Source organism: Gilliamella sp. GillExp13, from assembly GCF_001690815.1.
Lineage (GTDB): Bacteria > Pseudomonadota > Gammaproteobacteria > Enterobacterales > Orbaceae > Gilliamella > Gilliamella bombi.
The window spans coordinates 1-20952 of sequence record NZ_LZHJ01000088.1 but is presented as its reverse complement, the minus strand read 5'-3'; the positions used below and the strand labels follow the sequence as shown (position 1 = coordinate 20952).

The 20952-nt window shown below is 34.4% G+C and carries 21 protein-coding genes and 1 pseudogene; 14 read left to right on the top strand and 8 right to left on the bottom strand.

Features of this window, described 5'->3' with window-relative positions; all coding sequences use genetic code 11:
* The 3 genes from A9G37_RS06170 to A9G37_RS06160 all read left to right on the top strand — a co-directional run.
* Positions 1-366: IS30 family transposase (locus A9G37_RS06170; protein WP_141671094.1), on the top strand; the 366-nt coding region annotated here is incomplete at its 5' end.
* Positions 367-410: 44 nt separating this feature from the next.
* Positions 411-650, top strand: coding sequence for a hypothetical protein (locus A9G37_RS06165; protein WP_065574939.1), 240 nt, complete (start codon positions 411-413; stop codon positions 648-650).
* Positions 651-731: 81 nt separating this feature from the next.
* Positions 732-1253, top strand: a complete 522-nt coding sequence (locus A9G37_RS06160) for a hypothetical protein (RefSeq protein WP_065574938.1) — start codon at positions 732-734, stop codon at positions 1251-1253.
* A 412-nt stretch (positions 1254-1665) separates the two neighbouring features.
* On the opposite strand, the gene tamB is transcribed toward A9G37_RS06160, so the two are convergent.
* The 5 genes from tamB to dapB all read right to left on the bottom strand — a co-directional run bounded on the left by tamB (position 1666) and on the right by dapB (position 9211).
* Positions 1666-5478 (bottom strand): autotransporter assembly complex protein TamB, encoded by a 3813-nt coding sequence (tamB, locus tag A9G37_RS06155; protein WP_065574937.1) that lies wholly within the window; start codon positions 5476-5478, stop codon positions 1666-1668.
* Position 5479: 1 nt separating this feature from the next.
* Positions 5480-7156 carry an autotransporter assembly complex protein TamA gene (gene tamA, locus A9G37_RS06150; protein WP_051634120.1) on the bottom strand — a complete coding sequence of 559 codons (1677 nt, stop codon included), beginning with the start codon at positions 7154-7156 and terminating at the stop codon, positions 5480-5482.
* A 56-nt stretch (positions 7157-7212) separates the two neighbouring features.
* Positions 7213-7752 carry a hypoxanthine phosphoribosyltransferase gene (hpt, locus tag A9G37_RS06145; protein ID WP_034909910.1) on the bottom strand — a complete coding sequence of 180 codons (540 nt, stop codon included), beginning with the start codon at positions 7750-7752 and terminating at the stop codon, positions 7213-7215.
* 132 nt (positions 7753-7884) lie between these two features.
* On the bottom strand, positions 7885-8382 hold the full coding sequence (gene tadA, locus A9G37_RS06140) for a tRNA adenosine(34) deaminase TadA (protein ID WP_065574936.1): 498 nt from the start codon (positions 8380-8382) through the stop codon (positions 7885-7887).
* A gap of 7 nt (positions 8383-8389) precedes the next feature.
* Positions 8390-9211 (bottom strand): 4-hydroxy-tetrahydrodipicolinate reductase, encoded by an 822-nt coding sequence (gene dapB, locus A9G37_RS06135; RefSeq protein ID WP_065574935.1) that lies wholly within the window; start codon positions 9209-9211, stop codon positions 8390-8392.
* 135 nt (positions 9212-9346) lie between these two features.
* Between dapB and A9G37_RS06130 the strand changes: the two genes are divergently transcribed.
* Together A9G37_RS06130 and A9G37_RS13030 are read left to right on the top strand one after the other, a co-directional pair.
* Positions 9347-10162: an MFS transporter gene (locus A9G37_RS06130; RefSeq protein WP_218059327.1), complete on the top strand. Its 816-nt coding sequence runs from the start codon at positions 9347-9349 to the stop codon at positions 10160-10162.
* A 44-nt stretch (positions 10163-10206) separates the two neighbouring features.
* Positions 10207-10536 (top strand): MFS transporter, encoded by a 330-nt coding sequence (locus A9G37_RS13030; RefSeq protein ID WP_238552626.1) that lies wholly within the window; start codon positions 10207-10209, stop codon positions 10534-10536.
* A gap of 44 nt (positions 10537-10580) precedes the next feature.
* Here A9G37_RS13030 and A9G37_RS06125 read toward each other — a convergent pair whose 3' ends face one another.
* Positions 10581-11192 (bottom strand): FKBP-type peptidyl-prolyl cis-trans isomerase, encoded by a 612-nt coding sequence (locus A9G37_RS06125; protein WP_065574934.1) that lies wholly within the window; start codon positions 11190-11192, stop codon positions 10581-10583.
* A 206-nt stretch (positions 11193-11398) separates the two neighbouring features.
* On the opposite strand from A9G37_RS06125, the gene bamE reads away from it, so the two are divergent.
* From bamE to A9G37_RS06085, 9 genes are all read left to right on the top strand, one after another.
* Positions 11399-11815: an outer membrane protein assembly factor BamE gene (gene bamE, locus A9G37_RS06120; protein ID WP_065574933.1), complete on the top strand. Its 417-nt coding sequence runs from the start codon at positions 11399-11401 to the stop codon at positions 11813-11815.
* 459 nt (positions 11816-12274) lie between these two features.
* Complete coding sequence (gene pyrG, locus A9G37_RS06115) at positions 12275-13912, top strand: glutamine hydrolyzing CTP synthase (protein ID WP_034909903.1); 1638 nt, start codon at positions 12275-12277, stop codon at positions 13910-13912.
* A gap of 47 nt (positions 13913-13959) precedes the next feature.
* The gene (gene eno / locus A9G37_RS06110; RefSeq protein WP_034909900.1) at positions 13960-15261 is read left to right on the top strand and encodes a phosphopyruvate hydratase; all 1302 of its coding nucleotides are present in this window, start codon (positions 13960-13962) and stop codon (positions 15259-15261) included.
* Positions 15262-15498: 237 nt separating this feature from the next.
* Positions 15499-16425 (top strand): VirK/YbjX family protein, encoded by a 927-nt coding sequence (locus A9G37_RS06105; protein WP_051634117.1) that lies wholly within the window; start codon positions 15499-15501, stop codon positions 16423-16425.
* 81 nt (positions 16426-16506) lie between these two features.
* Positions 16507-17421 (top strand): lysine exporter LysO family protein, encoded by a 915-nt coding sequence (locus A9G37_RS06100; RefSeq protein WP_034909896.1) that lies wholly within the window; start codon positions 16507-16509, stop codon positions 17419-17421.
* 155 nt (positions 17422-17576) lie between these two features.
* Positions 17577-18320, top strand: a complete 744-nt coding sequence (locus A9G37_RS06095) for a hypothetical protein (RefSeq protein ID WP_141671096.1) — start codon at positions 17577-17579, stop codon at positions 18318-18320.
* 1041 nt (positions 18321-19361) lie between these two features.
* Positions 19362-19763, top strand: coding sequence for a hypothetical protein (locus tag A9G37_RS06090; protein WP_065574932.1), 402 nt, complete (start codon positions 19362-19364; stop codon positions 19761-19763).
* A gap of 15 nt (positions 19764-19778) precedes the next feature.
* Positions 19779-19952, top strand: coding sequence for a hypothetical protein (locus A9G37_RS12865; RefSeq protein WP_155266111.1), 174 nt, complete (start codon positions 19779-19781; stop codon positions 19950-19952).
* A gap of 36 nt (positions 19953-19988) precedes the next feature.
* A complete protein-coding gene (locus tag A9G37_RS06085) occupies positions 19989-20432 on the top strand; it encodes a hypothetical protein (protein ID WP_034909889.1) in 444 nt (147 codons plus the stop codon).
* Here the strand turns inward: A9G37_RS06085 and A9G37_RS13550 are convergent.
* Both A9G37_RS13550 and A9G37_RS06080 read right to left on the bottom strand, forming a co-directional pair.
* On the bottom strand, positions 20415-20516 hold the full coding sequence (locus A9G37_RS13550) for an integrase core domain-containing protein (RefSeq protein ID WP_081297626.1): 102 nt from the start codon (positions 20514-20516) through the stop codon (positions 20415-20417). The two genes, A9G37_RS06085 and A9G37_RS13550, sit on opposite strands and share 18 nt — an antisense overlap.
* A pseudogene (locus tag A9G37_RS06080) lies at positions 20508-20870 on the bottom strand (integrase core domain-containing protein); the annotation flags it as partial. The pseudogene A9G37_RS06080 and the gene A9G37_RS13550, both read right to left, overlap by 9 nt.
* Positions 20871-20952 lie beyond the last annotated feature (82 nt).

Here is a 20952-nt window from a genome sequence, read left to right as displayed (position 1 = left end):
ACCGCCTCCGAAACGAGAGATATGATAATAAAATTGCTAACGCCGTTTAAAAAGATGGTTAAAAGCATCACCTTTGATAATGGGATGGAATTTAATTATCATCATGCGATTGAGCATTATTTAAATACTACCGTATACTTTGCGGAGCCTTATAAAAGCTGGCAAAGAGGTACCAATGAAAACACCAATGGCTTAATACGTCAGTTTATACCAAAGTCAGCGGCCATTTCATTAGTTGACGACGAACAGATAAAAAAAATTCAATATCTATTGAACACACGCCCAAGAAAACGGCATAAGTTTAAAAGCCCTGCCTCCTTTTATTCGAAGGAGTTAAGAAAAATTGCACTTCATGGTGTAATCTAGGTATTATACTTATGAAAATAAAAGTAAGTTAAATAGAAGAATAGATGAAGGTCTTAAAAAACGTTTTAATTATATTAACCACCGCTATGGTTTTAACCGGTTGTGAAGAAAAAAATGAGGAATATTATTTAAACAATATAGACTCAGCAAATAAAAAAGTAGAGCAATGTAATCAGGATCTAGAAAAGGCATTTATGGCAAGAGATAAAGACGGTATCGAAAAGATAAAAAAAGATCCTGAATGTCGTGCTGCAATATCTGCAATTAAAAAAGACAAAATATGAATTAGAAAAGAAACGGAAAGAAGGCGAAAGAAAACAAGCAGTAGAATCAGAAATGAGGCTATCAAAAAACAAATTTCTGGTATGTCGTGGGGCGAATCAGTTAATGAATACTTAAAGGTAGATGAATGTAAAAAAGAGTTAAAACAACTATCTTTTAATGAAATTAAAGAAAAAATGCAGTCTTTATGTAAATTAGATAAAAGAACTGGTTCTAATTGTAGTGTTGCCGAAAAAGCGTTAGAGGAAAAGGCGGCTGATGAATTAGCTAATGCTGATATCCAAACCATTGAATCAACAAAATCACTATACTGTGCAGATGACCTGGTTTTTTTACCAGTTTGTAGTATTAGTTGGGAAAAAGCATGGAAAAAAGAAAATGATAAGTACATTAAATTCTATACAGAAAATAATGCGGAATTTATTACTACATATAACTCATGCATAGATAAATTAGAAGCAGTTAAATCTCAAAAATTAGACTGGAATAAAGAAAGTAAATTACAAAAAGCAATAAAAGAAGGATATCCTTGTAGTCAGGTAAAGGATGCTTACACGAAAAGGGGAATGGGGTATTCTTGGTTTGATAAAAAAATTGAAGAATAACCTAATATAACTCCATGTTAAACAGGAACAAATTAGTGCCAAAGAACTCGCTTTTAGCGAGTTCTTTGGCACTAATTAGAGCTTAAAACTTAGTAAAAATTCTAAAAACCGTATCGCTAGATTGTATCCCAAAAACTCAAGTTCTTTAAAATGAACTGCGCCAAATTTGGTCACTTTCTGTTCTAAAAATTTTTAGTAAAGGTGTTGATTTTATTGTTTTTTTAAATGATGTGACTGTATAATGCCAAACAAAAACAAATACTGATAGCACTATTTTATCGTTGAAATGGCTACCCTTATATGCAGCCTAGTTAAAGCGTCAGTTAGCACGTTTTAGGCTAGGCAGATTTTAGCATTTTACTCCATTGAGATACAGCATAAGGTAATGACATAGAGTCCTTTGGGCTAATGATTAAAAATCAAATTGATAAATCAGATCCAGTGTTTGCGCTAAACTTGATGTAGCATCTAAATAGAGACTAGGCATTAGTCTGTAACGCAAAGTAAAGGTTGCCAGCGAATCAAATATACCTATACCATATTTAAGTTGTAAATTAGGTAATATGTAGCCACTAACCACAACTTTAGAGTTATTACCGGCACCTTGCGTATCAAGTGTTAGATTTTTAATACCAAATACATTACCAATATCGCCAATATATTTACCTGTTTTCGCTGTGCCAATACCGACCAGCAATGCTGTCATCATATCGCTATCACTTTGTTCTGTACTATCGAGTCCTTGTCCTCGGATTAAGTAAGAGAGCGCTTCTTGCTGTGACATGGCGGGATCTGAAAATACTTCAATTTTTGGCGATTCAGAAGATCCTGTAATACGAATTCCTGCCATGATATTGCTATTTTCCATTGCCTCTGGATTACGAATTGCTTCAATATCGAGTGTAGCTTGATCTGCCGATCCTGAAAAAGTAATGATACCTTTATGAATAATTAAATCTTGCCCATAAGCATGGAATCGACCTGTTGGAATCAAAACTTCACCATGCAAATCGAGTCCTTTATTGGTTTGTGCCGCAGTTAAACTACCTTTAAGCGAAGCCTTTAGTCCAAAAGCATCGACAATAACGTTATCACCAATATTAATTGCAAGATGACTATTGATTTTAATGCCAAATTCCTGAGGCCTAATAGGTTTACGATTTATATCGAGCATTACTTCATCTGGTGAGACATCAATACTTGATGCAGGTAGTGATTCAACGGTTATTTTTCCTTTTGGAATGCTAACTTTACCTAACAAAGTTAATTCATCTTGTGTTGCATTGATTTTAATATCTGGAACAATAGACATAACAATTATTGGTGGTACTGAAACTTCCATGGCTGCGCCATTAACAGATAACGAGGCTTGCCATTTATCTATAGTATTCCAGTTGGCATTACCATTAATATTAACATTGCCAGCTTGAGTTGTTAAAATACCTTTTAATGTGGATGATTTACCATTGAAATTGAGGTCAAATTTAGCCGATTTAATATCAATTGGTAATTGGCTAGATTTGATTTCGCTATTTTGTAAGTTAATGCTACCTGTTAGCAATGGTTCATTTAATGAACCAGAAAATTTAACGTTACCGTTAATAGCGCCTTTGGCATAATCTTTGCTATCTAATAACGGATTAATAATGGCTAATGCTAAATGATCGATACTCAATTGGCCACTTAATTTTTTTTGTTCGATTGGATCATTAATAACAAGATTACCGTTTATTTTTCCTAATTTATTCAGACCAAATTTCCAATCCAATTTAGCCTGTTGTTCATTAAATTCAGCATCTATCTTAAAAAGATTAAAAGGTAATAGCAATGATTGAGAGGTAACCATTTGTTGAATATAAACATCATAACTTGTCAAATTTGCTTTTATTAATGGTATTGTATTGTTATTATTAAATTGAATAGTTATTTTTCCATTTACATTACCAGTAAGTTTGGTTTCACCGTCATTTGGTATTGGTAGCCTAGATAGATTAATGTTTTTTAAGGTGATACTTGTATCGGTATTTTTAGCTAACAAAAATTGTTTATCAAGGCAAATGCTTGACTTTCCATTAATCCAACAATGAGCATTAATTGCTGGGATTTGATTATTAACATCATAAGATAAGTCAACAGATTTAGCTAATTGCCAACTATTATTTTTATTTAAATTGAGTAGCGCACCTGGAATGGTTCCGTTCCACTTTGTGCGTTCTTTATCAAGTTTTCCTGTTAACGATGTTTTTAGTGATGCAGGTTCACCATCAATATTAACGATTAACATATGTTGGTTTTCACTACCAGATAGATCAACATTTAGTTTTTTTATGGTTTGGGTTGATAGCTCTATTGATTGTCCTGTGAGTTTAACGTTGCCACTGATCTGTTCTTTATACTCAACTTTACCTATAAGATTAGCTTTGGCTATTTTGATGGTGTTAAAAGATAGCGAGTTAATGGCTAAACTAGTATCTATAATTGCATTATCATGGGTGCGATTAAGTTTTATATTGCCCACAATTGAACCTTGCATACCATCAACTAATAAGGATAATGATTCGAGATTTAATTTCGCCAGTAAGTTACCTTTTTCAGCTGAACCATTTAAATCGATCTGATTTTTTCCCCATTTAATTGCAAAATTATTTGCAGTGGCTAAGTTTTCAGAATCAACATATACGTTACCAGATGCTAAAAAATTAGCATGGTTAATATTACCTTTTAGTTGTAGATTGGAAAAATCAAACGCCCATTTATCTTTGTCTAGCACGCCTGTAGTTTTAAATTGACCATTTAATTGAATCGGATAGTTAGGTAGTTCTTTGTTCATATCAACATTATTCAGTTTTATGTTGACATTCCATTGTAATGCTTGTGGCCAACTTATATTTCCATCTATATTAATTTCACCTTGGGGTAATTTAATGATTCCATGATCAATGTTTGCATCTTGATTAGTTCCTTTACCAGCAATATCAAATGAGGTATTAATTAATTCTTTCCCTTCAATAATACCTTTGGCTGACATTTGAAACTGTTTTACATTACCGTTTATTGATGCTGAAAAATCATTTAATTGGTACTGAGCTTTTCCTTCAATCGGCCATTGAATATGCTTACCTTCAATTTGAGTGATTACAGGTAAGTATTTTTCAATAAAATTGATGTGTCCACTCATCACCATTTGATTCAAACCATCAAGGTTTAAGTTAGTTAACAACTCACCAAGTAATTTGCCTGAAAACTGTGCATCAAGTTGATTTTGTTCGGTATTTGCCTTTACTAAAGCTAATACAGGCCAGTCATCGTGTAATGTGATTTCACCTGAAAGTGAAGCATGTCCGCTAGCATAGGGAGTTATAGCATCTGTATTTAATTGTTTTATAATAATACGGCTATTAACAATATTGGTTTGAATTGCAACGTTATCAAATAGGTAATCTTGCCCCCCCATATGTAATAGCCAGTTTGTCCCTCTTAAACTAGTTACATTAATATCTAATGGAATATTAACTTGAGGCAATGATTCAATCAGCGGTTGATTAAAAAGTTGGGCAATTTTTTCATTAAGTGCGATATCTTTATCGGACGTTTTTACGGGTACATTTGCTGCTTTATTATCTGTAAAAATAGCATTTAACTCTGTGGCAACAGCAGGATAAACATGAATCTGATTATTAACCCATGTGGCTTTACCCGTGAAGTCAGACATTCCAAATTGCATATCATCAACAGTGACTTTTACATTAGTAAGGTGTGTGCTGTTAAGCTCTATAGGTAATGGAGTTTTGAGAACAAAATGTTGTTCTGCGGTAGTATCAATAGTAGTTTCACTTGGTGAACTTTCTATTTCTTTAGTATTAATGGAAACATTTACACCATTGGCATTGAATTGATTGACGCAGACTTCAGTCTTTAATAAACAAAGTCCTGCGAGTGAAAATGAAGTATCATTAACTTGAACATTAACACCTGGTAATTCAAGTGAAAGTCCTTGTACATGCAAATCATGAAAGGTGCCTTCAACTTGAGCTATTTTTAACTCAGGTAGAAATTTATTTAAAACATAGGTGGTTAGTTTTACACCAAGACTGGTGTATATAAACAAAATAACAAAAACAATTAGAAAGGTAATAACAGATAAAATGGCGATGCTTCGTTTTTTCCATTTACGTATCCGCTTTAATTTTTTTACTTTTTTAATTCTAGCTGAATTTTTAGTCATATTATAATTCGCTTCCTAAGCCAATGTATAGGTGAATTGAGCCTGTATCTTTGTTAAGTGGTGTTGCTAAATCAACCTTTATTGGCCCAACCGGAGAAGCCCAGCGGATGCCAAAACCAGTTCCTGTATAAAATTTAGTTTTATCAACTTTATCTATAGCTTCACCTGTATCTACAAATGCGGCTCCCCACCATGATCCAGATAAATTATATTGATATTCAAGTGAACCTGTGATGAGTTTAGATGCACCTTTTAATTTACCTTTTTTATCCTTAGGTGAAATAGACTGATAACTGTAACCTCGAATACTGCGTTCACCACCAGCAAAAAATCTAAATGATGGTGGAACTCGGTCAAAATTGCTCGCTTGTATAATGCCAAAATTGCCACGAGCTATAAATCGATGCGATTTTTTTAAGGAGCGAATCCATGCTTGTTGTGCCTGAAATCGCACTAGATTAATATCTGAACCTAATTGCTCTCCAGCTGCTTCAATAGAATAACGTTGTGAATCGCCCCACATTGCTAATAAACTACCATCAGAACGAATTCTTGATATGCTAAGCGACGGGTAATACAAAAATGTTTTAAAACTTGAATCACCTTGGGTAAAGTCATCATTTAACACATTTAATCCTAATGCTGTTTGCCATCCATAAAAATTATCCCAATTACGTAAAGCCCCGAACGTATAAGAACGTGAATAGGTATCATTATTATCTATCTTTTTATAACCACCTTGAATAGTATAATATTGCTCTAAAGGTGATTTTTTTAAAGGGATTTTGTAACTCATGGTCACCAATTGTTCTGGCGAAGATAGTGATAAGTTACTTTGAAAACTTTGCCCTCGACTATTGATCCAAGGTTTATTCCAACCAATCTTACCATGCACGCCGTTATCAGTTGAAAAGCCCAACCCTAAGTCCATATTATTTTTTTTTCGGGGTGAGGTTTCTACATTAATGGGAAGAACTCTATCTTCGGTTAGATGAGGAAAATCTGGAACAACAACCACTGAATTAAACCAGTTTGTAGAAGTAAGGCGTCTATTTAATAATGATAATTGTTCAGCTGTATATTTCTCACCGTCTTTAAATGGCACAATATTAGCTAAATAGTCATCACGAATTTTGGCATTATGAAAAGTAACTTTACCGAATCGATATCGCCTACCTGTTGTATAATCAATATTCCAAAAGGCTTGATGATCAGACATAGATACAGCTAATTGATGTTTAGGCATATTTGCATCAAAGTAACCTTTTTTTAGTGATAAATTTTGCAGGCTTTTCTTAAATGATTCATAAATACCATGATTTAACACATCGCCAATTTTTGGTAAGTTGTTTTTAAGTAAATATTGAAAATCTGGATCTTGTTGCCCCTCACCAGTAATATTAATATTAAGCTGTTCAACTAATACGGGTTCGCCAGGTGATATATTAACAACAAGAACCTTCGGGTTTTGTGCGTTATATTCAAAGCTAGGAGAGTAGTAACCCAATGCACGTAATGCTTTTTTTGTTTCGCTTTCAAAATAACGCTTAAAATTTGGAGTATCACTAACTTTGTCAGGTGTAATTAATGAAGTTCGTGCCTCAACATTATCTGCAAGATCGCCTTTTAATCCCTTAATGGATAACTTCATGTCAGCATAACTTGTCGTAGCTGTCATAACTAAAAGTAAACCTAATGAACAGGAGAATCGAGACACATATACCTCGTATAATATTAAGATTCAAGTAAAGTTACATGACCGATAAAAGGTAAGTGACGGTAGTGCTGAGCATAGTCAATACCATAACCCACAACAAATTCATCAGGAATTGAAAATCCGATATATTTAACTGGAACGTTTACTTCACGGCGAGAGGGTTTGTCTAATAGCGTACAAATTTCAATACTGCGTGGATGGCGCAATTCTAAAATAGCCATGACTTTGCTAAGAGTATTACCTGTATCTATAATATCTTCGATAATTAATACATCTTTATCACGGATATCTTCATCTAAGTCTTTTAAGATTTTAACGTCACGGTTACTAATAACAGCATTACCATAGCTTGATGCTGTCATAAAATCAACCTCGTGCCCGACAGTAATTGCTCGACTCAAATCGGCCATAAAAATAAAAGAGCCACGTAAAAGTCCAACTAAAATAAGTTCATTTTGGCTATTTTTATAGTCTTGACTTATTTGTTGGCCTAGCTCAATTACACGTTTTTGGATATCATCAGTAGATATCATCATTTCTAATGTGTGTTTTTTCATTAATAATGCTCAAATTAAATTTTTAAAAAATTAAATGAGATTCTAGCAATTTTCCTTGGTAAAAAGAATAAGCGAACCCATTTTTTATTAAACTAACATGGGAATAGATTTTTGTATTTTATACTCAAACACCTAGTTACCTGAAACTTTTTGACAACAATTTTTAGTCACTTTTTTTTGTAAACGCCGTTTTTTAAAAAAATCACTCAAAATAGTACTACATTCGTTAGCTAGTACTCCACCTGTCACTTCTGCATAATGGTTGATGCCTTGCTGAGCAAGAATATCAATAAAAGAACCTGCTGCACCAGTTTTGTAATCTTTTGCACCATATACTACGCGTTTAATACGACTATGTATAATGGCTCCAGCACACATAATGCAAGGCTCAAGAGTGGTATACAGAGTTGTATTAATCAATCGATAGTTATTCAAATATTTACCTGCTTGTTCAATAGCCATCATTTCAGCATGCGCAGTGGGATTATGCTTACTAATGGGTTGATTAAAACCTTCACCAATAATTTGATTATTTTCATCAACAATCACCGCGCCGACTGGGATTTCTCCAAGCAACTCGGCGCGTTTAGCAAGCACTAGTGCATGTTGTATCCAAATTTCATCTGACATTTTCAAATTACAAATTATTGAGATTTAGAACATCACGCATGTCGTATAAACCAACTGGCTGTTTGGCAAGCCAGAGCGAGGCTCGAACAGCACCATTAGCAAATGTCATGCGGCTAGATGCTTTATGACTAATTTCAACGCGCTCGCCAATATCGGCAAAGATAGCGGTATGTTCTCCTACTATGTCACCTGCTCGGATAGTTGCAAAGCCAATAGCGCCTTGTGGTCTTTCCCCTGTATGACCTTCACGACAGTAAACTGCACGATCTTTTAAGTTGCAATCAAGTGCATCTGCAATGGCTTCACCCATGGCTAATGCTGTACCAGAAGGAGCATCAACCTTGTGACGGTGATGGGCTTCAATAATTTCGATATCAGTATAACCGCCCATAATTTTGGTAGCTTTTTCCAATAATTTTAGCACTAAGTTAACACCGACACTGAAGTTTGCAGCAAAGACAATGGCAATGCTTTTAGCTGCATCAGCAATAGCTTGTTTTCCTGCATCATCAAAACCAGTTGTGCCAATGATTATCATTTTTTTATTTTCAACACAAAAAGCTAAGTGGGCGAGTGTACCTTCAGGTCGCGTAAAATCGATCAATACGTCAAATTGATCTTTAGCTTGTTCTAGATTATCGGTGACTTTAATGCCACAAATACCGATCCCTGCAAGCTCACCTGCATCACTACCAATTAGTGAGGAACCTGCTCGTTCAAATGCTGCTCCTAAGGTAACCCCTTTGATTTGCGAAACAGCTTGGATAAGTTGCCGTCCCATTTTGCCACCAGCACCAGTGATCGCAATACGAATCATGTTTGTTGACATATAACTTTCCTTAACTTTTTGTGAATATAGATAAATAAATATTATAGCGGAAAATAAATAACTTATACACATCGACTAAACTTAAATGCTAGAATTTTTGAACCGTTTTCTATAAAAAATAATCAGGAGTTTATTATGCGATCTCCGTGGTATTTTGGTTGGAATATTGTTATTGCGGCCTCCTTTCTAACTTTACTTTCTAGTGGATTAAGAATGAGTATGGTTTTTTTTCTGCCCATTGCAAATGATCTGAATTTTAGTCGTAGCGTACTTTCTGGAATCATTGCTATAGGTATGCTTTTCTCTGGAATTGCTATGCCAATATCGGGATATTTAGTCGGTAAATATGGTACTCGTTTTGTCCTAATATTAGGTTCCATCATTATTATTATTTCTACTGTTTGGTCAGCTAACTCAACTGATTATTGGAACTTTTTTCTATCTTTTGGTGTTGCGTTATCTTTTGGTACTTCCTTTGTTGGTTCTGTCAGTTTTATGCCCATTGTGGCACGTTGGTTTATCAAGCGTAGAGGATTGGCTTTATTTATTTTATCAACAGGAAGTATGGCAGGTATTGCAGTGATGTTACCTGTTTTTGCTTTCTTCATTCCTATTTATGGATGGCAAACAACGCTAATTTCATTTGCTGTGATTTTTATGATTATCGCTTTGCCTATTGCTTTGTTTATTATGAAAGATAATCAATCTGAAATCGAAGTCTATAGTATAGAGCCTGTTATCAATCAAAAAATAGAGCCTAGTATCAAACTTATAGATGTGTTAAAAACACGTCCATTTTGGCAGCTGAGTTTTGGGCTTTTTACCTGTGGCTTCAGTATGAATTTATTAGGAACACATGGAGTCCCAATGCTTACCGATCATGGATTTGACCCTATCATTAGTTCTAATGGTATTGGTTTGATTGGTTTAGTGGCTATTTTAGTACCTTAGTTTTGGGTTATTTATCTGATATAGTGCAACGAAAAAACATTTTAATGATGGTCTATTTAATACGAGGTTTAGGTTTTATTGCTCTTGTTTTAGCATCAACTAAATGGCAGCTTTTTACTATTGCAGCAGTGGGTGGTTTGGTTTGGGCTGGTGCTTTGTCGATGTCTGGAGCCATTACCGCAGATATTTATGGTGTAAAAATTGTGGGACTACTTTCAGGATTAACCTATTTGGGACATCAAATTGGTGCGATGATTGGTTCATGGTTAGGTGGATGGGCTTATGATCATTTACACACTCATTTAGTTGCGTTTGGTACGGCGAGTATTTTATTGTTACTGGCGGCATTTAGTGCTTATCATCTTCCTAAATGATAATAGTTCAAAACAAATGGACGTCAAGTAGCGTCCACTCTTGCTTATAAAACTTTTAGTAATTCAACATCAAAAATTAATGCACTGTATGGTGGAATTGATGCGCCAGCACCTTGAGCACCATAAGCTAATTCTTGAGGAATATATAAACGCCATTTTGAACCTTTTGGCATAAGTTGTAACGCTTCAACCCAGCCTTTAATCACACCATTGACTGGAAACTCAGCAGGTTGTCCACGTTCAACAGAACTATCAAATACTGTGCCATCAATTAGTTGCCCTGTATAATGAACTTGCACGCGATCGGTTGCTTTAGGTAATGCGCCATCGCCTTGTTTGATGATTTCGTATTGTAAACCTGATTCAGTCGATTTAATGCCATCTTTTGTAATGTTTTCTGCTAGAAAATCTTTACCTGCTTGAGCAATTTTTTCTGCTTGTTTGGCCTTCTCTTTGGTTGCTTGTTCATGCACATGGCGTAATGCTTCATGTAATTCTTGTAAAGGTAGAGCAGGTTGATTACCCGATAATACATCTTCCATTGCTAGTTTTAATGCGTTGAGTTCTAAATTATTTAAGCCAGATTCTTTTAGTTGTTGTCCTATTTGCAAACCGATAGCATAACTTGCTTTTTGATCTATAGTTTCTAGTTTCATTTTGTACCTTTGATGTTTAAAAATAGTGTCTATTATGACAGTATTAAGTTGGTTGATACAAGAATAAAAGTCAAGTGATAATTTATGTTAGGACCTACTGATATCAGAATCATTATCTAACTGTAGAAGAATTTATTAATTTGGCTAGCACTTATGAAAAATATCAGCGATAATATATATCATTATTTTTTTATGGATAAAGTTAGATGCTGTTTCGTAAGTTTACCTCTTTTACAATTGTAGCGAGTGTTTTATTAACTGGTTGTTCGGTTGTTGATCGTTGGGTATATCGACCTGATATTAACCAAGGTAATTATGTAACACCAGATGCTATAGACCTATTACAAGTTGGTCAAAATAAAGAACAGGTTGTATTTATTATGGGGTCACCAATGTTAACTTCTGTCTTTGGTGATCGTGTTTGGTATTATGTTTTCCGTCAACAACCGCAGCATGGCGCTGTTAGTCAAAGAACCTATGTTGTCTATTTTGATGAAATGGGTATTGTAAAGGATATCAAAACTTCAGAGCTAGCAGGTTCTAAATCATTAGAAGAAATGAATAAACAAGGTATATCAGATCCAATTGATACAAAATCTGATGATGATACTCCTGAATCTTAATTAAAATATAAAATAAAAGCCTCTTTAAAAAATGAGGTTTTTATTTTGGTTTAGCTACGGCTATTGATCTTTTGTATTAATTATAAGCTTATTTATACATTTTTAGCTACATCATACAACTGCCAATGTGACCATACTAATATAAATTCTCGACAACTTATTGTTACGATTGCTATACCTAAATAATGTTTTATCTTATTTGTTGACGAGGATCATTATACTCATCTTAAATATTTAGAATTTGCTACTGTAGATTTACAATCAGGTTATTTTAATCATGAGTTGTAAATAACTCGGTATTTTCCTGCAACTTATCAGTTAAAATTAATTATTCAATTGTGGGACAAGGCAGATTCTGTTATACTGCATTCCCGTCTGATTCTTATTTGTTATATTGGTTTTTATGCTTTAAAAATCGATACAACATTGTTCTTATAAATTAATAATGGTCTGGTATTAATGGTCACGAATTATATTTTTGTTACAGGCGGTGTCGTTTCTTCCCTTGGTAAAGGCATTGCCGCAGCATCACTTGCTGCAATCTTAGAAGCCCGCAATTTAAATGTCACCATGCTCAAACTTGATCCCTATATTAATGTCGATCCGGGCACAATGAGTCCTATTCAACATGGTGAAGTGTTTGTGACTGAAGATGGTGCAGAAACCGATCTTGATTTAGGTCATTATGAACGTTTTATTCGCACTAAAATGACGCGAAAAAATAACTTCACTACAGGGCGCATTTATTCTGATGTATTACGAAAAGAGCGACGTGGTGATTATTTAGGGGCTACGGTTCAAGTTATTCCTCATATCACTAATGCAATTAAATCACGTGTAATTGATGGCGCAAAGGGGTTTGATGTCGCAATTGTTGAAATTGGTGGTACTGTTGGTGATATTGAATCACTTCCGTTTTTAGAAGCGATTCGTCAATTAGCGGTAGATGTTGGACGTGAACACACATTATTTATGCACTTAACCTTAGTACCTTATTTGGCCTCTGCTGGTGAAGTTAAAACCAAACCTACGCAACATTCAGTAAAAGAGTTGCTGTCAATTGGTATTCAACCCGACGTGTTAATTTGCCGTTCCGATCGCATTATTCCTGCTCATGAACGAGCTAAAATTGCACTATTTTGTAACGTGCCTGAGCGTGCAGTGATTTCACTTAAAGATGTCGATTCTATTTATAAAATCCCGGCATTATTAAAATCACAAAACTTAGATACTTTTGTTTGCAAACGTTTCAATCTCGACTGTAAAGAAGCCGATCTTTCTCAATGGGAACAAGTCATTTATGAAGAAGCTAACCCAGTTGGTGAAGTGACTATTGGTATGGTGGGTAAATATATTGCTCTACCGGATGCTTATAAATCAGTGAACGAAGCATTAAAACACGGTGGATTAAAAAATCGTTTAACGGTGAATATTCGTTATATTGATTCAGAAGATCTTGAGTCACGCGGTACTGATTTGCTAGAAGGTTTAGATGCTATCTTAATTCCTGGTGGATTTGGTTATCGTGGTGTTGAAGGAAAAATTATGGCGGCTCGCTATGCACGTGAAAACAAGATCCCGTACTTAGGTATCTGCCTTGGTTTACAAGTGGCTATGATCGAATATGCACGTAATGTTGCAGGCATTAAAGATGCTAACTCAACTGAATTTGTCAAAGATTGTGCAAACCCAATCATTGCTTTAATTACAGAATGGAGTGATGAATCGGGTAATGTAGTACAACGTAATGAAAACAGTGATTTAGGTGGCACAATGCGTTTAGGTTCGCAAATTTGCCATTTAGAGCCAAATTCATTAGTATACGATATGTATAAAAATGAATCGATTACCGAGCGTCATCGACATCGTTATGAAGTAAATAACAATTTATTACCTGAAGTGGTTAAAGCTGGGTTAAAAGTCACCGGTCTTTCAACGGATAGAAAGTTGGTTGAGATTATCGAAATCCCAGATCATCCATGGTTTGTTGCGTGTCAGTTCCATCCAGAATTCACATCAACACCACGAGATGGACATCCACTATTTAGTAGTTTTATAAAAGCTGCCAAAGCTTATCAAGAGCAGCAACAAAAATAGTTTTAAATTAACATTTGTAATATATCTGTCATATAGAGGAAAATAACATGGCAAAAATCGTTAAAGTACATGGTCGTGAAGTGATCGACTCTCGTGGTAATCCAACAGTTGAAGCCGAAGTTCATTTAGAAGGTGGTTTTGTTGGTCTTGCAATCGTGCCATCTGGTGCGTCAACTGGCTCACGTGAAGCGTTAGAACTTCGTGATGGTGACAAATCTCGCTTTTTAGGTAAAGGCGTATTAAAAGCGGTTGAAAACGTAAATGGACCAATCGCTAAAGCCGTTGTTGGTAAAGATGCTTTAGATCAAGCTGCTATCGACCAAATCATGCTTGACTTAGATGGAACTGATTTTAAATCTAACTTAGGTGCTAACTCAATTCTTGCTGTATCTTTAGCTACAGCTAAAGCTGCTGCAGCTGCTAAAGGTGTTCCTCTTTATCAGCACATAGCTGATCTTAACGGCACTCCAGGTCAATATTCAATGCCATTACCAATGATGAACATCATCAACGGTGGTGAGCACGCTGATAACAACATTGATTTACAAGAATTCATGATCCAACCAGTTGGTGCTAAAACAGTTCGTGAAGCAATTCGCATGGGTTCTGAAGTATTCCACAACTTAGCAAAAGTATTACACGCTAAAGGTATGAATACTGCAGTTGGTGATGAAGGTGGTTTTGCACCTAATTTAGGTTCAAATGCTGAAGCATTAGCATGCATTAAAGAAGCAGTAGAAAAAGCAGGTTATGTTTTAGGTAAAGACATAACCTTAGCGATGGACTGTGCAGCTTCTGAATTCTATAACAAAGAAACTGGTAAATATGTATTGAAAGGTGAAGGTAACAAAGAATTCACTGCTCAAGAATTTACTCATTACTTAGAAGGTTTAACTAATGAATATCCAATCGTATCAATCGAAGACGGTTTAGATGAAAGCGATTGGGAAGGTTGGGCTTACCAAACTAAAGCATTAGGTCACAAAATCCAATTAGTGGGTGATGATCTATTTGTAACTAATACTAAAATCTTTAAACAAGGTATTGAAAAAGGTATCGCTAACTCTATCTTAGTTAAAGTAAACCAAATCGGTACATTAACTGAGTCTATCGCTGCGGTTAAAATGGCGAAAGACGCAGGCTATACTGCGGTTATTTCTCACCGTAGTGGTGAAACCGAAGATTCAACAATTGCTGATTTAGCCGTAGGTTTAGCAGCTGGTCAAATCAAAACTGGTTCAATGAGCCGTTCTGACCGTGTTGCTAAATACAACCAATTAATCCGTATTGAAGAAGCTTTAGGTTCAAAAGCACCATTCAACGGTTTAAAAGAAGTTAAAGGTCAATAATTCTTTTTTATAAAAGACGTTATTGCTTAAAAAACGGTGACTAGTTCACCGTTTTTTATTTTTATTTAATCTTACATAACCATTGGAACAGTTGCACCAACTTAGGTTGTGTTGTACTCTTATCGTTTGATTTTTTTATGGCTGATTATAAATATCAATGCGTATTGATTTAATCGCCAGTAATTGACAGAATAACTAACACGATTTTAATTTCTACTTATGAATAATATTACGAATATGTCTAGGCCAAAAAGTAAATGGCAACTTTTTAACTGGCTTTATACTGGTAAATTACCATTAAACGAATTATGGCTTAATCCGACTTATCGTTATAAGTTTTTTTTCAGAACCTTATTTTTAAGTCCAATCACTTTGAAATGGCTTGATAAATTAAGGCAGTATCCACTACTTGGCTATTATTTTTCGTGCCAAACAAATTTGCCGTGTAAATTACAGCGTCCTTATTTAGCTTCTTGCTTGAGTCAAAAAGCCCGTTATGACGCTTTGGCATATCATTATGATTTTTTAGCTAAACAACCTGACAGCATAAGCAAGGCTTTTTATAATCCACAATTTCCTTTTGTATTGGCGGATGTAACAGTTAAAAATGAACAAAACATTCAAATAGCAGTGCAAGCCCGTAATAAATTTGCAAGAGAGGGCGAAATTAGCTTTTATTTTTATGATAGTGATGGCATCGACTTAGCCACTTTGACGTTTTCAATTGTTGAATATCAAGCCAAACCAACACTGTTTATTGCTGGCTTACAAGGTACAGGACATGATGATGCGCGCACGCGTGTGCAAAAAGCAACTAAAGCGTGCTATGGATTGTTTCCTAAACGTATTGCTGTTGAGGCTGCGTTGACGGTTGCACGTTATTATCAATTAACGCAAATTGTTGCTGTGGGCAATAAAACACATATATATAACAATTGGCGCTATAATAGCCGCCAAGAGCGCATTTTATCTGATTATGACGATTTTTGGTTAACTCTTGATAGCAAACAAGATTCCAATGGTTTATTTATATTACCAAGCCAAATTAATCGAAAATCCATTGAAGAAATCGCCAGTAAAAAACGTTCAGAATATCGAAATCGTTACGCTTTATTGGATCAGCTTCAACTTAATATTGAGCAAAATTTAGCATCATTGACTTAATGATTAGCAGTAACATGTTTAAAACATAGGTTTGATCCAATTATTTAAAAATAAAAATCAGGAATAGTTAAGGAATAAAATATGTATTTTGGTATTCTTATTGCGTTAGTGCCATTGTTTATTGGTTACTTAATTAAGATTAAAAATGATAGTTTGATGACTAAGATTAACCAAACGTTGAGTTGGATGGTTTACCTTATTTTATTCATTATGGGATCTGAACTTGCACATTTAGATAACTTAACTACAAATTTACAAATAATTTTATGTTATACCGGTGTTCTTTTTGTTTGTACATTTGGCGGTAATTTTGTTGTTTTAATTATTTTTGATTATTTTCTTTCTACCAAGGCATATAAAACAGATCAAACTTACGAATCACGTTTTAAAATGATTTTTGAGTCATTGCGTGTTTGTATTGCATTAATTATTGGGTTTATTTGCGGATTATTTCCATTATTTATTTGGCAATATTCAGAAAGTACCACGCAAGTTGTATTGGTTTTTTTATTGTTTTTAGTCGGTATTCAATTGCGCAGTAATAATATTTCAATCAAGCATATTCTGCTCAACAAAATAGGCATAATTACAACGATAGTAGTTACGATAAGTGCATTTTTAGGGGGCATTGTTGCATCATTTGTTTTAGATTTGCCCACACGAGTAGGTCTTGCTATGTCATCGGGTTTTGGTTGGTATTCGTTATCGGGTATTTTAATGACAGAAGCCCATGGTCCAGTTATTGGTAGTGCTACGTTTTTAAATGATATTCTGCGTGAATTATGCGCAATTATTTTAATCCCAACACTAATTAAACGCTACCAATTAACCACATTAGGTTTGTGTGGTGCAACATCAATGGATTTTACACTCCCCATGCTGCAAAAAGGTGGTGGGATAGCCATAGTGCCTGCGGCTATTGCGCAAGGTTTTTTATTGACACTTATAATGCCAATATTTATTACGTTATTTAACTATGGAGGATTTGGGTTTTAGCTTAAAAAAAAGCAAAGCCTACTTAAACGGAGTAAAAAGGTAATGGGAAAGTATAGTTTATTAAGAGGTAAAGTAAGGCGTTTAAAAATATTGAAAGTAGATCAAGAAAAGGATCACAATAAAAAACTGAAGACTGTGGTTTTATTGAGTCAATTTTGGGGCTATTTATTATCGAGATGATTGGTGGATTTATTCTAATAACCGCTGCTATATGTAAGTTTGTTTATGAATTCATGCTTAGTTTATTTACTTTTGGGTTACTACAAACCAAGCTATTGAAAGGCACACCATCTGTTTGTTATATCGGTAATGTTAAAGTCAAAGGTAAGTTAGAAAATGTCGCTTTTAAAAATGGTGATTACGTCGAAATGGTTGTCAAACAAATTGATAAGAACAAATATCAAGCTTATGCCGTCCGCTTTCCTAAATACCATGCTTTATTTTTCCCTAAAGGAGTTGGTCTTTCGACGTTGCAATTGCTGAAGTATTGTATGTTTGGTGTTGGATCGATAATATTATGTACCGATGTTTTTATTTTCATTAGCATATTATTCAATCATGAGTGGGATTCTTCAGAAGTGATAGAAATTACCAAAACAAGCTGTATTGGCTTTGTTGCTTTTGTGTCCTTTTTCTTCTTTGTTTTTGGTGGGAGGTTAACTTTTATTTGTAACCGTATTTATGCCACTTTAGATTATCCAAAACCATGGTTACACAACAGTTGGTATGAAGAATTCTTGTTTTTCAAAATGAATCGTCGTTGGGATCCTGAGCTATTTGATGATCCTCAAACGCCAGAATTTCAAAAAATTAGAAATAAAGATATACAGCCTTCAGCTAATTATTACTGCCGAACACCTATTATACCAAGTTGGGTAAATATTATGGATGAATCATAATTTATAAATTTGATGAACTAAACCCCTAAGGCATAATATGTATGCAATATCAATGGATAATCCTTACCAAGGGGAAGGTTATAAAAATAGAAGGTATAGGAAAGCATCGGGTTGTTTACACTTTATAATTAAAATAATCTTCTAAAAAACTTATAAGGCGATTTGTTGTAAATCGCTCAAATTTTTGTTTCGATCTTTTAAATTGTTATTATTTGCTGATTATACTCTATCTCCATTAAAGCACTAGTCTTGTATCCGGATCACCCATTCATTTGCTAGCTGCAGGTCTAGTGAAATTTTAATTCATATAATGGTGTGCATACACGCTTGAAGAATTCTTAATCACCAAACGGTATAGAATCCTGAATATTTTTTACAAAAATATAATCTAATTTAGGTAAATGCCCATATTGAGCACTCAACTCACAAAAAATTATGCTGTTTATTTCATGTTTTATATACAATGGTAGCCATGTTATTTAGACTCATGAGATCATTTAGTATTATATATGGTTGGATGGCTAACTATAAAATATTTAGTCAAATCAGTGATGTTATTTTCTATGATATATGCGCAATATTGCTTGTTGTTGATAAGGTGTTAGTTTTGTTTTTATGTCTATTGATTACAGTATTTTCTCAAATTACTATAAACAATGTGACTAATTCCTACAGTTATGAGTTTTTATACGCTTAACAAAACTTTACAAAAAAGTAGATGAAAAATGAAGTTTTTATTCTAAAATAGAGTAGCATAGTTATATACTACTTTATGCTAAAATTACTAAAAACAACATTAACTATTTATTTTATAACAATAAATTTAAGAAAATAAGTATGAGGAATAATAAAATTATGATAAAATATGAATTTAATCGGGCATCGGGCATTTTGTTAATCGTTTTATTTCACCTTTAATATTACAGCAAAACGTTTTATTTTTACTTTTCTTTTTGTTTTAAACACTTCCATTGCAAATCTCACTTTGTTGTCAAAATAACAACACTTATAGCTCACTCAAAACCTAAACTTACTCAAATAATGGGTTTAATCTTATTATCACAATGGATACATGTTGGCTCAGTTAATGCAATACTAACAGCAACTTCGAGTCAGATTATTACAGGAAATGCACCGCAAGTGGTGGTGTTGTCGAGTGCAGATAAACATGGTTTTACTGTCAACGGTGTTTTTTACAGTGAGGCGAGTGGCACTATAAAATCTAGTGAAGTGAAAGAATTTGATGGTAATTTAACGCTTAACGATTTTAAAGTGGCGATTTATACTTCAACAAACTTAGATAAAGTTGAAAATTACAGCGATATAGATGGTGATAGTGCCGAACCACAAAAGCCGTTTAAAGTTGAATCGACTAATTATTGGTGGTATGACAATAATGGCGTAAGAATAATAGGTGATGATAAGAAAAAAATTATAGGTTGAGGCAGTGGTTTTTCAATGCCATTAAAACTCATCATTAAAACCAATGTTAGTGCCCATTCAGCATACGGAATTCCTGATAAAGGCGAGCAGATTACCCTAGCTAAAACTTATCAAATAGCACCAAAATCGGAGTTATGTTATGTCAAACCAAATAGCATAATTATTTATCCTGAATATCAATGGGGGTAAGCCTGGTGATAATCCAGATTTGAATTATCAAATGTATTGGAGCGAACACGATCAAAAGGTGGTGGAGGTTATACTCAAGATTATGTACCAAATTATGGTTTTAGAATTAAACCAGTCGTATCGTCAAAAACATTTCCTACAACAGGCTTTCCTGGAGCTAAATTTCAGTTAGTGATGACTGGTTCACAAACGGATTACCGCTATCAATTAATTAACAACCCTGGTGATGGGGTTGTTGTTGATAAGAATGGTATGGTTAAATTAATAAGTAAACCATCAGGAACTGTCACTATAAGGGCAGTGTTAAAAAAAGATGCATCTGTTATGCATGAGTATAGTTTTACACCAATTTCAGTTTGGGCAAAACCTCAAGGCGATTTTAAAGGAGATAGAGCAAGTGGATGGCAACGATGTGGTGGTATTGTAAATGCCCCAAACTTAGTACACAACTCACGTAGAAAATTAAGCTGCTTGTTTTAGTGTTTTATACTCAATCGGTGTCATGTTATTTAATGCCTCATGCGGTCTTTCGGTGTTATAAATCGTTAGCCATTCTTCGGTTATTCACCTTGCTTGTGCTAAGTTGTTAAAAAGATATAAATCAAGTACTTCAGTACGATAGGTACGATTAAATCGTTCAATATAACCATTTTGATAAGGGCTACCGGGCTTTATATAATCAATGGCTATATCATGTGATTTAGCCCAGTTTATAAAGTTTTTTCCTGTAAATTCTGGCCCATTATCGACCCGTATTTTTAATGGATATCCATGATATTCGGCCAGTTTATCTAAGTAACGGGTAATCCTTCCTGCTGGTAAGCTGACTGCAATATCAATACCTAACGCCTCACGATTAAAGTCATCGATGACATTGAATGTCCTAAAGCGACGTTGATTACGGCTACTATCACTCATAAAATCCATTGACCAACATTCACCTTGTTTATTAGGCACAAATAGCTTTTCCGGGCATTGTGGAGGAATGCGTTTTTTTCGT

Coding starts and splice junctions, on each gene's coding strand:
- A9G37_RS06165 (WP_065574939.1), top strand. CDS start 411: ATGAAGGTCTTAAAAAACGTTTTAATTATATTAACCACCGCTATGGTT.
- A9G37_RS06160 (WP_065574938.1), top strand. CDS start 732: ATGTCGTGGGGCGAATCAGTTAATGAATACTTAAAGGTAGATGAATGT.
- tamB (WP_065574937.1), bottom strand. CDS start 5,478: ATGACTAAAAATTCAGCTAGAATTAAAAAAGTAAAAAAATTAAAGCGG.
- tamA (WP_051634120.1), bottom strand. CDS start 7,156: ATGACAGCTACGACAAGTTATGCTGACATGAAGTTATCCATTAAGGGA.
- hpt (WP_034909910.1), bottom strand. CDS start 7,752: ATGAAAAAACACACATTAGAAATGATGATATCTACTGATGATATCCAA.
- tadA (WP_065574936.1), bottom strand. CDS start 8,382: ATGTCAGATGAAATTTGGATACAACATGCACTAGTGCTTGCTAAACGC.
- dapB (WP_065574935.1), bottom strand. CDS start 9,211: ATGTCAACAAACATGATTCGTATTGCGATCACTGGTGCTGGTGGCAAA.
- A9G37_RS06130 (WP_218059327.1), top strand. CDS start 9,347: ATGCGATCTCCGTGGTATTTTGGTTGGAATATTGTTATTGCGGCCTCC.
- A9G37_RS13030 (WP_238552626.1), top strand. CDS start 10,207: ATGATGGTCTATTTAATACGAGGTTTAGGTTTTATTGCTCTTGTTTTA.
- A9G37_RS06125 (WP_065574934.1), bottom strand. CDS start 11,192: ATGAAACTAGAAACTATAGATCAAAAAGCAAGTTATGCTATCGGTTTG.
- bamE (WP_065574933.1), top strand. CDS start 11,399: ATGCTGTTTCGTAAGTTTACCTCTTTTACAATTGTAGCGAGTGTTTTA.
- pyrG (WP_034909903.1), top strand. CDS start 12,275: ATGGTCACGAATTATATTTTTGTTACAGGCGGTGTCGTTTCTTCCCTT.
- eno (WP_034909900.1), top strand. CDS start 13,960: ATGGCAAAAATCGTTAAAGTACATGGTCGTGAAGTGATCGACTCTCGT.
- A9G37_RS06105 (WP_051634117.1), top strand. CDS start 15,499: ATGTCTAGGCCAAAAAGTAAATGGCAACTTTTTAACTGGCTTTATACT.
- A9G37_RS06100 (WP_034909896.1), top strand. CDS start 16,507: ATGTATTTTGGTATTCTTATTGCGTTAGTGCCATTGTTTATTGGTTAC.
- A9G37_RS06090 (WP_065574932.1), top strand. CDS start 19,362: ATGGGTTTAATCTTATTATCACAATGGATACATGTTGGCTCAGTTAAT.
- A9G37_RS12865 (WP_155266111.1), top strand. CDS start 19,779: ATGCCATTAAAACTCATCATTAAAACCAATGTTAGTGCCCATTCAGCA.